A 12,453-nucleotide genomic window follows, 5' to 3' on the forward strand; every position below is an offset into this window, starting at 1 on the left:
GTACCTGTTCATGTATCCCTCGGGGTTGGATCTGGCGTCCAACTCCCGGGGGTCACTTCAGGGATGGGTTTACGGCGTCCCCCGCAACCGGACCCACCCCGCCTCCCCCACTGCACGCCGGCGTTTGACCTTGCGGTTGCCCTGGCCGTTGCATCTGCGGGTGCCGGGCGGCAGCCCGGCCCAAGCCCCCCACCCACGCAGGTAGAATGCGCACATGGCTCTTTCCCTGCTCAAGTCCCTCAAGCCGGTCGCTGGCCGCGCGCTGCAGATCGCCCTGAACCGCGCGCTGGCGCTGGATCCGGATACCCGCCATGCACTGGCCAGCCTCGACGGTCGCCATATCGACCTGACCCTGGACGCACCGCCGCTGGCGATGCGCATCAGTGTCGATGGCAACCAGCTGCGGGTGGGCCCGGTGGATGCGCAGGAAGCCGACCTGGCCGTGCGCAGCAGCCTGGCCGGTGTGCTGGCGCAGCTGCCGCTGCTGGCGCGTGCGCGCCAGGGTGCTGACAACGGCAAGGGCCGCGTACGCGTGGCCGGCGACGCCGAGCTGGCGCGCCGCCTGCAGCAGCTGGCCAAGGGCTTCGATCCGGACTGGCAGCAGCCGTTCGTCAGCGTGTTCGGCGACGTGCTCGGCGTGCAGGTGGCCAACACCCTGCGCAGAGCCCTGCAGCACGCTCGCCAGGGTGCGATCGACCTGGCCCACAGTGCCGCTGAATTCATCACCGAGGAATCGCGCGACGTGGTGCCACGTGCCGAACTGGACGCCTTCCACGACGACGTGGACGTACTGCGCGATGATGTCGAGCGCCTCGGCGCACGCGTGCAGCGCCTGCGGGGTGCCGCATGAAGGCGCTGCTGCGGGCCAGCCGCATCGGCCGGGTGATCCTGCGTTACCGCCTCGACGACCTGCTGCAGGACACGCCGGCCGAGCGCTGGCTGCGCCTGGCCAAGCCGTTCGTGCCGCGCGCTTCAGCCGACATCGCCGCACAGTCGCGCGGTGCACGCCTGCGCCTGGCGCTGCAGGATCTGGGGCCGATCTTCGTCAAGTTCGGGCAGATCCTGTCGACCCGCCGCGATCTGGTGCCGCCGGATGTGGCCAATGAACTGACCCTGCTGCAGGACCGGGTAAAGCCCTTTGACGGCGACGCCGCGCGCCGCATCGTCGAGGAAGCACTCGGCCTGCCGGTCAGCGAAGCCTTCGCCAGTTTCGATACCGAGCCGCTGGCTTCAGCGTCGATCGCGCAGGTGCACGCGGCCACCCTGGCCGATGGACGCCAGGTGGTGGTCAAGGTGCTGCGCCCGGGCATCGAGAAACAGATCGACGCCGACATCGCCCTGCTCAACTCGCTGGCGACGCTGGTCGAGCGCACCCACCCGCGTGCCGACAAGATCCGCCCGCGCGAAGTGGTGGCCGAGGTCGAGAACACCCTGGCCGCCGAGCTCGACCTGCAGCGCGAAGGCGCCAATGCCAGCGTGCTGCGCCGTTTCTGGGAGAACTCCGACGATCTGTACGTGCCGGAAGTGATCTGGAGCCATACCGCCGAGCGCGCGCTGACCCTGGAGCGCGTATGGGGCATTCCCTCCGATGACATCGCCGCGCTGGACAAGGCCGGCATCGACCGCAAGGCGCTGGCCGCCAAGGGTGTGCGGGTGTTCTACACCCAGGTGTTCCGCGACAACTTCTTCCATGCCGACGCGCACGCCGGCAACATCTGGGTCGACATCGATCCGATGCGCCGCGACAACCCGCGCTTCATCGCGCTGGACTTCGGCATCATGGGCCAGCTCTCGCAGGAAGATCAGTACTACCTGGCCGAGAATTTCATGGCCATCTTCAACCGCGACTACCGCCGCATCGCCGAACTGCACGTGCAGGCGCGCTGGATGCCCGACAACGTGCGCATCGATGATCTTGAAGCGGCGGTGCGCTCGGTGTGCGAGCCGTACTTCACCCGCCCGCTGTCGCAGATCTCGCTGGCCGAAGTGCTGATGAAGCTGTTCCGCGTGGCCCAGCGTTACCAGCTGACCCTGCAGCCGCAGCTGATCCTGCTGCAGAAGACCCTGCTCAACATCGAAGGCGTCGGCCGCCAGCTCGATCCGCAGATCGACATATGGGCCGTGGCCAAGCCGGTGCTGGCGAAGATCCTGCGCGAGCGCTACAGCCCGCGCCGCGTGGTGCGCGAGATCGGCAAGCGCCTGCCGGAAATCATGACCCATGCGCCGGACATGCCGCGCCTGGTGCACGCCTGGCTGACCCAGCAGGTGGAAGGCCGGCATGAACTGGCGATGCGCTCGCGTGATCTGGTCGCGCTCGATGCCAGCCTGCAGCGGCTGCAGAAGCGCGCGGTCGGGGCGATCACCGGCGTTGGTCTGCTGGCGATTGCCGCATTGATGTACGTGCTGCAGCCGCCGGGCTGGTACTGGGGCGACGTGCCGGCATGGAGCTGGGTGTCCGGTACCGTTGGCGTGTTCGCATTGGCGCGTGCGTGGTGGCGATGAGTGATGCGCTGAGTGCGCTCAGACAGGAGCTGGCGCAGTTCGGCAGTGACAACGATGCGCGCGAAACCGATCGTGGCCGGCGCATGCTCAACATCACTGCCGATACCGGTGAACTGCTGTCGGTGCTGGTGCGGTTCGGCAACGCCCGTCGCGTGTTGGAGATCGGCACGTCCAATGGCTATTCCACGCTGTGGCTGGCCGAGGCCGCCGCTGCCATTGATGGCAGGGTGACCACGCTGGAGTTCGCCGCCGACAAGGTGGCGATGGCCCGTGAGAATTTCGCCCGCAGTGGATTGGGTGAGCGCATCGAACTGGTCCACGGTGATGCCGGGCAGTGGCTGGCGCAGGCGGCCGATGGCTGCATCGACCTGCTGTTCCTGGATTCGGATCGCGGGCAGTACGCGGGCTGGTGGCCGCAGCTGCGCCGTGTGCTGCGCCCCGGCGGTCTGCTGGTGGTCGACAACGCCACCTCGCATGCCGCTGAGATGGAGCCGCTGCGCGCCCTGCTGGCCGCCGACGCGGCGTTCACCACCAGCCTGGTGCCGGTGGGCAATGGCGAACTGCTGGCATTGCGCAACGCCTGACCGCTTTACAGGTAGGTGCCAACCTTGGTTGGCACGCTATTGCCGGTCGCGCGGAGCAGCCGAGCGTGGGCTCGGCTCTACAGAGGGCAGGCCTTTATAATCGCGCGGTGAGTACCGAACCCGACACCCTCGCTGCGGTCGAGATTGAAACCGCGCCCCTGCAGCTGCTGCACCTGGATGAACGCCTGGCCGTGGTCAACAAGCCGGCCGGGCTGATGGTCCACGACAGCAAGCTGGCCCGTGGCGAAGATGATTTCCTCGCCGACCGCCTGCGTGAGCAGCTGGGTCGGCCGATCTTCCTGGTCCATCGTCTGGATCGCGCCACCAGCGGCTGCCTGCTGCTGGCTTTCGACCGCGACGCCGCCAGCATGCTGGGCAAGGCGCTGATGGGCGGCGAGGTGAGCAAGGACTACCTGGCGATCTGCCGCGGTTGGCCTGCCGAGGAGACCTGGCAGGTCGACCATGATCTGGACGGCGGTCCGGGCAAGCCGGTGAAGAAGCCAGCGGTGACCGACTTCCAGCGTCTGGCTGCTGGCGAACTGTCGGTGCCGGTGGGGGAGTTCGCCAGTTCGCGCTACGCGCTGCTGCGCTGCCAGCCGCAGACGGGGCGCTTCCGGCAGATCCGCCGACATCTGAAGCACCTGTCACATCATCTGATCGGCGATACCAGCCATGGTGATGGCCGGCACAACCGCAACTTCCGCATGCAGGGTGTACACCGCATGCTGCTGCATGCCGAGCGGCTGCGCTTCCCGCATCCGGATGGCGGCACGGTGGACGTGCGCGCCCCGGTCGACGGTGAGTTCCAGAAGGCGCTGGACCTGTTCGGCTGGAGCCAGGGCCTGTAGAGCCGAGCCCACGCTCGGCTGCGCTTCCCGGCGCTGCGCGCCGCCGCCCGAGCATGGGCTCGGGCGCTACGGAAATCCGGGGTGCCGGGCATGGCCCGGCGCTACCGCCTCACTTTTTTTCCGGCTCGTTGACGATCGCTTCCAGATCCTTCTGCAGATCGGCGAACAGCGGCTGCATGCGCGTCTGGATCGCCACCATCACGTTCTGCATCAGCGCCGGGGTCTTGTCGAGCAGGCTCTGACCGGCCGGGCTCTCGTAGAACTCGGCCATGGCCAGCACGTCTTCCTTGCTGAAGGTCTTCTTGTACAGGTCCACGTACATCGGCCGCAGCTGCTGCCACGACAGTGCCTGGCGCAGGGTCTGGCTGGTACGCGCCTGGATGCGCTGCAGCTGTTCCTGCTGCTGGGCGTTGAGCTGGCGCTGTGCGGCCACCTGCTGGAACTGCTGCTGCTGCATCGCTTCGATCTGCGGCAGCATGGTGTCGATCATGCTCTGCGCACGCGAGGCCGACAGCAGGCGGTTGATGTCGCCATCGGTGGGCGCTGCGGCCAGCACCGGCGCGCTTGCTGCGGCCAGCACCAGCAGCAGGGTTGCGCGGCGCAACACGGAGGGAACGAAGCGGATCATGCGGAGCGTCCTGCAGTACACGGGACCGCAAGCATACCCCCGGCAAAGGCGAAGGCGGCGTGTTCGGTGCCTGATCGGCGGCATACGGTGCGCGATGGCAGCCACGGCAACGCGCCTGCCGCTACAATGCGCGGATGGGCAATGGACCGGTCACCATCAGCGCGCAGCTTGAAATCCCCGACGGCGAGATCGTCGAGCGTTTCGTGCGTGCCAGTGGTGCCGGCGGCCAGAACGTCAACAAGGTCTCCACCGCGGTGGAACTGCGTTTCGACGTGGCCGGTTCGCCCTCGTTGCCCGAACCGTTGCGCGAGCGCCTGCTGGCGCGGCGCGACCGGCGCATGACCGGCGAAGGTGTGCTTGTCATCGACGCGCAACGTTTCCGGACCCAGGATCGCAATCGCGAGGATGCGCGCGAGCGGCTGGCGGCCTTCATCCAGGCCGGGCTGAGCGTGCCCAAACCACGCAAGGCCACCAAGCCGACCTTCGGGTCGAAACTGCGTCGTCTGGACGCCAAACGCGGGCGCGCGCAGATCAAGCGCGGGCGCTCATCACGTGACTGGGAGTGATTGCTTGAACAACCCGACGCCGTTGCTGCCGGCCATTCCGCCGAACATGCCGCAGGTCAGACCCAACCGTTTCCTGCGCTGGCTGGCGCGCTGCACGCTGCGCATGGGCGGCTGGAAAGTGACCGGCACCCTGCCGGACATCCCGAGGCTGGTGTTCATCATCGCCCCGCATTCGTCCAACTGGGACGGCCTGTGGGGCATGGCGGCGAAGATCGCGCTGGGCATGAAGGTGAAAGTGCTGGGCAAGGCCTCGCTGTTCTGGTGGCCGCTGGGTCCGCTGCTGCACAAGCTGGGCGTGATCCCGCTCGATCGCAGCTCGCCGCAGGGCACCGTCGGCCAGGCCGTGGACCTGCTGCGCGACAACGAGAAGATGTGGTTCGCGATCACCCCTGAAGGCACCCGCAAGGCCGTCAAGGAATGGAAGGCCGGTTTCCTGAAGATCGCGCGGATGGCCGACGTGCCGATCCTGGCGGCGTATTTCCACTACCCGGAGAAGATCATCGGCATCGGTCCGGTGTTCACGCCGACCGGCGATGACGCCGCCGACATGGCCGCCATCCGCGAGTTCTACCGGCCGTGGATCGGCAAGACCCGCGGCACGGTCTGAGCCGGTCGCTGCCAGCAGCGTAGACGCCACGTCCGGCACATGCCGGGCGCCCGTGACAGGAGTAGGGTGGACGGCTGCCATCCCGTACCGTCTGCCCAAGGAGCGTTTTACATGTCGCGTACCGTAGTCCTGGCCGCCGCCATCAGCCTGGCGCTGGCGGCCTGTTCCGGCAAGGAGTCCACCCCCGTGTCCGAAGCCCAGAATGCACCGGCCCAGCAGCCGGCCGAAGCCTCCACCAACCCGCTGCTGACCGCCAGCAGCCTGCCGTTCCAGGCACCGCCGTTCGACAAGATCAAGGACAGCGATTACCTGCCGGCCTTCGAAGAAGGCATGCGCCTGCATCTGGCCGACGTGCGCAAGATCGCCGACAGCGCCGAGCCGGCCACCTTCGACAACACCATCGTGGCGATGGAGCGCAGCGGCGAGACCCTGAACCGCGTGTCGCGCATCTTCTTCGGTCTGGTCCAGGCCGATACCAACGATGCCCGCCAGAAGATCCAGGAAGAAGTAGCGCCGAAGCTGGCCGCGCACCAGGACGAGATCAACCTCGATCCGAAGCTGTTCGCGCGCGTGAAGTCGCTGTACGACCAGCGCGAGACGCTGGGCCTGGACCCTGTGCAGAAGCGCCTGGTCGAGCATTACTACGACGGCCTGGTGCGCTCGGGCGCACAGCTGTCCGACGCCGACAAGGCGAGCCTGCGCAAGCTCAACGTGGAAGAAACCACGCTGTCCACCCAGTTCCACACCCGTCTGGTGGCTGCAACCGCCGCTGCCGCGGTCGTGGTGGACGACAAGGCCAAGCTGGCCGGCCTGGACGAGGGCGCGGTCAACAATGCCGCCGCCGCCGCCAAGGACCGCAAGCTGGATGGCAAGTTCCTGCTGCCGCTGCAGAACACCACCCAGCAGCCGGTGCTCGGTTCGCTGACCGACCGCGACCAGCGCGCGGCCGTGCTGAAGGCTTCGGAAACCCGTGCCGAGCGCGGCGATGCCAACGACACCCGGCAGACCGTGCAGCGCCTGGCCCAGCTGCGTGCGCAGAAGGCCAAGCTGCTCGGCTTCGACACCTTCGCTGACTACCAGCTGGGCGACCAGATGGCCAAGACCCCGGCGGCCGCGCTGAAGCTGCTGACCGACACCGTGCCTGCGGCCACCGCCAAGGCGCGTGCCGAAGCCGGCGAGATCCAGAAGGTGATCGACGCCCAGAAGGGTGGTTTCCAGGTGGCTGCCTCGGATTGGGACTTCTACGCCGAGCAGGTGCGCAAGGCCAAGTACGATCTGGACGAGTCGCAGATCAAGCCGTACTTCGAGCTGGACAACGTGCTGCAGAACGGCGTCTTCTACGCCGCCACCCAGCTGTACGGCATCACCTTCAAGCCGCGTACCGACATTCCGACCTACAACCCGGACATGAAGGTGTACGAAGTGTTCGACAAGGACGGCACCTCGCTGGCCCTGTTCTACACCGACTACTTCAAGCGTGACAGCAAGTCCGGTGGCGCCTGGATGGACGTGTTCGTCGAACAGGACGGCCTGACCGGTGCCAAGCCGGTGGTCTACAACGTCTGCAACTTCACCAAGCCGGCCGCTGGCCAGCCTGCGCTGATCAGCTTCGACGACGTCACCACCATGTTCCATGAGTTCGGTCATGCACTGCATGGCATGTTCTCGAACGTGAAGTATCCGTCGATCGCCGGCACCGCCACCTCGCGCGATTTCGTCGAGTTCCCGTCGCAGTTCAACGAACACTGGGCGCTGGACCCGAAGGTGTTCGCCAACTACGCCAAGCACTACAAGACCGGCGAAGCGATGCCGCAGGAACTGGTCGACAAGATCCTCAAGGCACGCAGCTTCAACCAGGGCTATGCGACCACCGAGTACCTGTCGGCCGCACTGCTTGACCTGGCCTGGCACACGCAGAAGGCCGATGCCCCGCTGCAGGATGTCGGCGCCTTCGAAGCCAGCGCGCTGAAGAAGTTCAAGGTCGACCTGCCGCAGGTGCCGCCGCGTTACCGCACCACCTACTTCGACCACATCTGGGGTGGCGGTTATTCGGCCGGCTACTACGCCTACTTCTGGGCCGAAGTGCTGGACCATGACGCCTACCAGTGGTTCACCGAACACGGTGGCCTGACCGCCGCCAACGGCCAGGAATTCCGCGACAAGATCCTCTCGCGCGGCAACAGCGTGGAGCTGTCGACCCTGTACCGCGATTTCCGCGGCAAGGACCCGTCGGTGGAACCGCTGCTGAAGTTCCGCGGCCTGAAGTAAGCGTGGCCTGAAGTACGAAAGAAAAAACGGCGGGGGCACCCCCGCCGTTTTTCTTTGTGTAGAGCCGAGCCATGCTCGGCTTTCTTCTGTAGAGCCGAGCCCACGCTCGGCTGATGTTTTCTGGAAAGGCAGCCGAGCATGGGCTCGGCTCTACAAAGGCGGAAAGCGAGTCGAGATGGCTCGGCTCTACCGAAGCGCATCACGTCCCTACATGCACCCGGTTCGCCTGCTCGGCCAGCCCCAGATGATCCAGCGCGATATCCAGCGCCAGCACATAGCTCTGCGCACCATATCCGGCCGCGATCCCCAATCGCTGACCTACGCCAGCCGGCAGGCACGGCTCGGCCACCGCCCCGTCGTCATGCACTTCCACGTACGCGTTGTGCAGGTACGGCAGCAGCCGCTGCAGGCGCAGGCTGTCGGCGCATGCGCCCGGATCGAGCAGCGTCACTTCGCCACGGCTGTGGTCGGCCACGCGCAGCGCGTCCAGCAGTTCCTGTTCCGAACCGCAGGCGCGGATCGCCACGCTGGTCCCCGCATCGATCGCACGGTGCACCAGTGATTTCAGCACCGGCGCCGGCAGCGGCGCGGCGGTACGGATCAGCGCGCCAGCCGCTTCCGGGCCACGGATGATGAAGATCGACATGGCTCAGCCCTCCCGTGCCAGGCGGCGGCTGACGATGGCCAATGACAGCGGATAACCCGCCTGCTGGCTGCGCTGGTCGACCACCACGGCGGCCGGGCCATGCTGCAGGCGCAGGCGCGCTTCCAGGCCGGGCTGATGGGGTGACTGCAGTTCGATGTACTCCGCCGGCAGACCGTCCAATGCCGCCTGCAGCGCACCGCCCTCGGCACACCACTGCGCCTCGTCGGCCACGCCGACATCAAGCAGCACCCAGTCCGCGCTGCGCGCCTGCAGCTGGCACAGGCACTGGCGCACATCGGCCAGGCTGGCGCAGTCGGTGCACAGCACCGGATGGCCGGACAACTCGGCCGGCAGCAGCGGACGCGGCACCGACGGCGACGCATGCCGGATCACCAGGAGGGTCATACAACACCTTGCGGAAAGCGCCCTGCGGCGCGGTAGGCACACGATGCGCGTGGTGGCCGTAAAGGTGCGATGCCCGATGACGGGCAGTGGCGTAAAACCTGCGTAACCCCTGCGCGACCGGGAACCTCTTCTGTCCTTCGTGGTCTGACGCCGATACCAACCACCCGGAGCCTGACATGGATGCTGTAGCCCGTCCGCCGTTCCCAGAGCGCGCGCTCACTTGGCTGAAGAAGGAGGCGCTGCCCCTGCTGGTGATGTTGGGCCTGCTCGCGGCAGCCCGCGATACCCTTGCCAACCACTACGTCGTGCCCAGCGGCTCGATGCAGCCGACGCTGCAACCGGGCGACCGGGTGGTGGTGGACATGCGCGCTTATGGCCTGCGCCTGCCGTTCACCAGCAAGGAGTTGCTGGGTACCGGCACGCCGCAGCGTGGTGAGGTGGCCGTGTTCGATTCACCGGCCGACGGCACCCGCTTGATCAAGCGCGTCGCCGCCGTGGCCGGCGACCACGTGCAACTGCGCGATGGTCACCTGAGCATCAACGGCCAGCCGCTGCAGATCGCTGACCTGGCCGATACCGAAGCCTTCGGTGAGCGCCGCGCCAGCCTCGACCTGGACAGGGGCGGTGGCCCGGACATCGCGGATCTGCACGTGCCCGCCGGCAAGGTGCTGGTGCTGGGCGACCATCGCGGTAACAGCTTCGATGGCCGCTTCTTCGGCTTCGTCGATGCGGACAAGATCTACGGCCGTGCAGTGGCGGTCTATTACCGCCGTGGCGACGGCTTCGAGTGGCAGCGGTTGTAAGCTGAATCGATATGCCAGAAGTATCAATCCTGACTTATCAGGTTATGGATCGACTGGATGGACGGGCCTAGTCTGAGGCCCGTCCCCTCCGTTCCGGCCGCCCCCACGGCCCACCGCCCCCATGACTGGCGAAACTCCGGCGGCCCTTGCCGACCGTCCCCGTACTGACCACGCTGCCGCCGACACCCGCATCCAGCAGGGAACGCCGGCCTTCCGCCGCACCGCGCTGGCGCTGTTCCTGGCCGGTTTTTCGACCTTCGGCCTGCTGTACACGGTGCAGCCGCTGCTGCCCGAGTTCAGCCGCCACTTCGGTGTGTCCGCTGCGGGCAGCGCGATGTCGCTGTCGCTGACCACCGGCACCCTGGCCGTGGCCATGCTGCTGGCCGGCCTGCTGTCCGATGCGGTCGGCCGGCGCCCGCTGATGATCGTTGCATTGCTGGCCTCGGCCACGTTGTCGCTGTGCACGGCACTGGTCGATGATTGGTCCACCCTGCTGGTGCTGCGCACCCTGCTGGGGCTGGCGCTGAGCGGCGTACCGGCGGTGGCGATGACCTACCTGGTCGAGGAAATGGACAGCCGCGCGCTGGGCCTGGCGATGGGCCTGTACATCGGCGGCAACGCCATCGGTGGCATGAGCGGGCGCCTGCTGGCCGGCATCATCGCCGACCACTGGGGCTGGCGCTGGGGCATCGGCGTGGTCTCGATCATCGCCGTGGCCAGCACCGTGCTGCTGTGGCTGCAGCTGCCGCCGTCGCGCCACTTCCAGGCCAGCCGCAGTGGCCTGCGCCAGTTGCCCGCGCGCTGGCGCACGTTGTTCGCCGATCCTGGCCTGCCGTGGTTGTTCGCCACCTCGTTCGTGCTGATGGGCGTGTTCGTCACTCTCTACAACTACCTCGGTTACCACCTGCTGGCACCGCCGTACAACCTCAGCCAGACCGTGGTCGGGTTGATCTTCAGCGTGTACCTCGTCGGCACCTTCAGTTCGGCGTGGATGGGCCAGCAGGCCACGCGCTACGGGCGCGGTCGCATCCTGTCGATCTCCTTCGGCCTGATCGCCGCCGGCATCGTGCTGCTGGCGATGCCGTGGCTGTCGGCGATGGCCGTGGGCATCGCACTGGTGACGTTCGGCTTCTTCGGTGGCCATTCGGTGGCCAGCAGCTGGGTCGGCAGCCGCGCCGGTTCGATGCGTGCGGAAGCGTCGGCGCTGTACCTGTTCGCCTATTACCTGGGTTCGAGCGTGCTGGGCGGCGTGGGCGGCCTGGCCTATGCCGCGTGGGACTGGCTGGGCGTGTGCGCGTTCGCCGCGCTGCTGACCGTGATCGGCGGTGGCATTGTCTGGGCGCTGCAGCAGCGCGCGCCGCAGCCGGTGACGGCCTGATCCTGCTCTGGTAGATGCCGACCTTGGTCGGCGTTGTGCCCTTGGGCCAACCAAGGTTGGCCACTACCGGGTGCGATGCACCTCACTCTTCGGCAAACGCCTCGCGCAGCAGCCCGGCGAAATTGCGGATCAACGGCGTCACGCCCTCGCGGCGCCACGCCAGCTGCACTTCCGAATGCGTGCCTGCATCGGCCAGCGGCACGAAGCGCGCACCTTCCACCCGTATGTGGTCGCACGACGAAGGCAGGATCGCCGCACCCAGTCCCGCTGCAGCCAGGCTGATCAACGTCGACGCCTCACCGGCTTCCTGCACGATGCGCGGCGTGAAGCCTGCCGCCGCACACAGCGCAATCATGTGGTCATGGATGCCCGCCCCGGCGCTGCGGCGGAACGCCACGAACGGTTCCTGCGCCAGATCCCGCAACGCCAGCGTGCCGCCTTTCGACAGTCGGCGCAGGGCAGGGTGGCCGGCATGCACGATCAACGCGAGCGGATCGACGAACAGGCTGTGCGCCACCAGCTCGGCCGGCAGCGTGCGCTTGCGGATGATGCCCACGTCCAGCGAGCCATCGAGCAGCGCATCGATCTGCTGCAGGGTGTTCATCTCGCTCAGCTGCAGCCGCACCTGCGGGTACTGCTGCCGGTACTGCAGGATCGAACGTGGAATCTGCGGCGACAACGGCGTAGCCCGGGTCAGGCCGATACGCAGCTCACCCTGCTCGCCACGCTGCGCGCGCTGCACTTCATCGACCGCCGCTTCCACCTGCTGCACGATGCTGCGCGCACGTTCCTGCAGCAGCTCCCCCGCAGGCGTCAGCTGCACGCGCCGATGGCTGCGCACGAACAACCGCGCACCGATCAGCTCCTCCAGCTGCCGGATCTGCTGGCTGAGCGGCGGCTGTGACATCCCCAACCGCTCGGCCGCCTGGCCGAAGTGCAGGGTATCGGCAACGGCGAGGAAGTAGCGCAGGTGGCGCAGTTCGATGGACATGCATGCAGTCTATCCAGCCCGACCCCGCGAGTCCCCATCCACGCATGGCGTGGATCTACCGTGTCGACCAAGGTCGACACCCACCAGCAGCACAGAACACCGCGCCGTTCCGACAGATCGCGGCCAACTGTCGAAGGCGGGGTGGGTCCGGTTGCGGGGGTGTCCGCGGCATGGATGCCGCGGCCAAGCCCCCATGGATGGGTTCACGGCGTCCCCCGCAACCGGAC

Annotated in this window: 13 protein-coding genes; 9 read left to right on the forward strand and 4 right to left on the reverse strand. The window is 67.2% G+C overall.

Translation table 11 applies throughout. The features are described 5' to 3' along the window. The first annotated feature begins 214 nt into the window (after window positions 1-214). The 4 genes from GIW57_RS22800 (at window position 215) to GIW57_RS22815 (ending at window position 3,934) form a co-directional block, all read left to right on the forward strand. Window positions 215-850: an SCP2 sterol-binding domain-containing protein gene (locus tag GIW57_RS22800; protein ID WP_100461860.1), complete on the forward strand. Its 636-nt coding sequence runs from the start codon at window positions 215-217 to the stop codon at window positions 848-850. Continuing rightward, entirely contained in the window at window positions 847-2,502 is a 1,656-nt protein-coding gene (gene ubiB / locus GIW57_RS22805) for a ubiquinone biosynthesis regulatory protein kinase UbiB (protein WP_100461861.1), read from the forward strand. Before GIW57_RS22800 ends, ubiB begins: the two co-directional genes overlap by 4 nt. Next, a complete protein-coding gene (locus GIW57_RS22810) occupies window positions 2,499-3,086 on the forward strand; it encodes an O-methyltransferase (protein WP_236513001.1) in 588 nt (195 codons plus the stop codon). The genes ubiB and GIW57_RS22810 overlap by 4 nt, the downstream gene beginning before the upstream one ends. Window positions 3,087-3,193: 107 nt before the next feature. Continuing rightward, the gene (locus GIW57_RS22815) at window positions 3,194-3,934 is read left to right on the forward strand and encodes a pseudouridine synthase (protein WP_100461863.1); all 741 of its coding nucleotides are present in this window, start codon (window positions 3,194-3,196) and stop codon (window positions 3,932-3,934) included. Window positions 3,935-4,043: 109 nt separating this feature from the next. On the opposite strand, the gene GIW57_RS22820 is transcribed toward GIW57_RS22815, so the two are convergent. Next, window positions 4,044-4,562, reverse strand: coding sequence for a DUF2059 domain-containing protein (locus tag GIW57_RS22820; RefSeq protein WP_099819568.1), 519 nt, complete (start codon window positions 4,560-4,562; stop codon window positions 4,044-4,046). Window positions 4,563-4,696: 134 nt separating this feature from the next. Between GIW57_RS22820 and arfB the strand changes: the two genes are divergently transcribed. The 3 genes from arfB to dcp all read left to right on the forward strand — a co-directional run bounded on the left by arfB (window position 4,697) and on the right by dcp (window position 8,003). Next, a complete protein-coding gene (arfB, locus tag GIW57_RS22825) occupies window positions 4,697-5,128 on the forward strand; it encodes an alternative ribosome rescue aminoacyl-tRNA hydrolase ArfB (protein WP_089241560.1) in 432 nt (143 codons plus the stop codon). Between the two features lie 4 nt (window positions 5,129-5,132). After that, a complete protein-coding gene (locus GIW57_RS22830; protein ID WP_099819569.1) occupies window positions 5,133-5,735 on the forward strand; it encodes a lysophospholipid acyltransferase family protein in 603 nt (200 codons plus the stop codon). A gap of 111 nt (window positions 5,736-5,846) precedes the next feature. Continuing rightward, window positions 5,847-8,003: a peptidyl-dipeptidase Dcp gene (gene dcp / locus GIW57_RS22835; protein WP_100461865.1), complete on the forward strand. Its 2,157-nt coding sequence runs from the start codon at window positions 5,847-5,849 to the stop codon at window positions 8,001-8,003. Between the two features lie 199 nt (window positions 8,004-8,202). On the opposite strand, the gene GIW57_RS22840 is transcribed toward dcp, so the two are convergent. Together GIW57_RS22840 and GIW57_RS22845 are read right to left on the reverse strand one after the other, a co-directional pair. Continuing rightward, complete coding sequence (locus GIW57_RS22840; RefSeq protein ID WP_025875822.1) at window positions 8,203-8,649, reverse strand: hypothetical protein; 447 nt, start codon at window positions 8,647-8,649, stop codon at window positions 8,203-8,205. Between the two features lie 3 nt (window positions 8,650-8,652). Then, window positions 8,653-9,054, reverse strand: coding sequence for a hypothetical protein (locus GIW57_RS22845; protein WP_236513003.1), 402 nt, complete (start codon window positions 9,052-9,054; stop codon window positions 8,653-8,655). Window positions 9,055-9,230: 176 nt separating this feature from the next. Between GIW57_RS22845 and lepB the strand changes: the two genes are divergently transcribed. Both lepB and GIW57_RS22855 read left to right on the forward strand, forming a co-directional pair. Further along, window positions 9,231-9,857, forward strand: coding sequence for a signal peptidase I (gene lepB, locus GIW57_RS22850; protein ID WP_236513005.1), 627 nt, complete (start codon window positions 9,231-9,233; stop codon window positions 9,855-9,857). Between the two features lie 121 nt (window positions 9,858-9,978). Next, window positions 9,979-11,235 (forward strand): MFS transporter, encoded by a 1,257-nt coding sequence (locus tag GIW57_RS22855; RefSeq protein ID WP_100461867.1) that lies wholly within the window; start codon window positions 9,979-9,981, stop codon window positions 11,233-11,235. Between the two features lie 82 nt (window positions 11,236-11,317). On the opposite strand, the gene GIW57_RS22860 is transcribed toward GIW57_RS22855, so the two are convergent. After that, window positions 11,318-12,226, reverse strand: coding sequence for a LysR family transcriptional regulator (locus GIW57_RS22860; RefSeq protein WP_236513007.1), 909 nt, complete (start codon window positions 12,224-12,226; stop codon window positions 11,318-11,320). Window positions 12,227-12,453: the final 227 nt, after the last annotated feature.

It is taken from the genome of Stenotrophomonas sp. PA-6-5C, from assembly GCF_021605635.1.
GTDB lineage: Bacteria > Pseudomonadota > Gammaproteobacteria > Xanthomonadales > Xanthomonadaceae > Stenotrophomonas > Stenotrophomonas lactitubi.

Bases quoted from the DNA above. Each gene is read 5' to 3' on its own strand.
- arfB (WP_089241560.1), top strand. From the start codon at position 4,697: ATGGGCAATGGACCGGTCACCATCAGCGCGCAGCTTGAAATCCCCGAC.
- dcp (WP_100461865.1), top strand. From the start codon at position 5,847: ATGTCGCGTACCGTAGTCCTGGCCGCCGCCATCAGCCTGGCGCTGGCG.
- GIW57_RS22800 (WP_100461860.1), top strand. From the start codon at position 215: ATGGCTCTTTCCCTGCTCAAGTCCCTCAAGCCGGTCGCTGGCCGCGCG.
- GIW57_RS22860 (WP_236513007.1), bottom strand. From the start codon at position 12,226: ATGTCCATCGAACTGCGCCACCTGCGCTACTTCCTCGCCGTTGCCGAT.
- GIW57_RS22855 (WP_100461867.1), top strand. From the start codon at position 9,979: ATGACTGGCGAAACTCCGGCGGCCCTTGCCGACCGTCCCCGTACTGAC.
- GIW57_RS22810 (WP_236513001.1), top strand. From the start codon at position 2,499: ATGAGTGATGCGCTGAGTGCGCTCAGACAGGAGCTGGCGCAGTTCGGC.
- GIW57_RS22820 (WP_099819568.1), bottom strand. From the start codon at position 4,562: ATGATCCGCTTCGTTCCCTCCGTGTTGCGCCGCGCAACCCTGCTGCTG.
- ubiB (WP_100461861.1), top strand. From the start codon at position 847: ATGAAGGCGCTGCTGCGGGCCAGCCGCATCGGCCGGGTGATCCTGCGT.
- GIW57_RS22845 (WP_236513003.1), bottom strand. From the start codon at position 9,054: ATGACCCTCCTGGTGATCCGGCATGCGTCGCCGTCGGTGCCGCGTCCG.
- lepB (WP_236513005.1), top strand. From the start codon at position 9,231: ATGGATGCTGTAGCCCGTCCGCCGTTCCCAGAGCGCGCGCTCACTTGG.
- GIW57_RS22840 (WP_025875822.1), bottom strand. From the start codon at position 8,649: ATGTCGATCTTCATCATCCGTGGCCCGGAAGCGGCTGGCGCGCTGATC.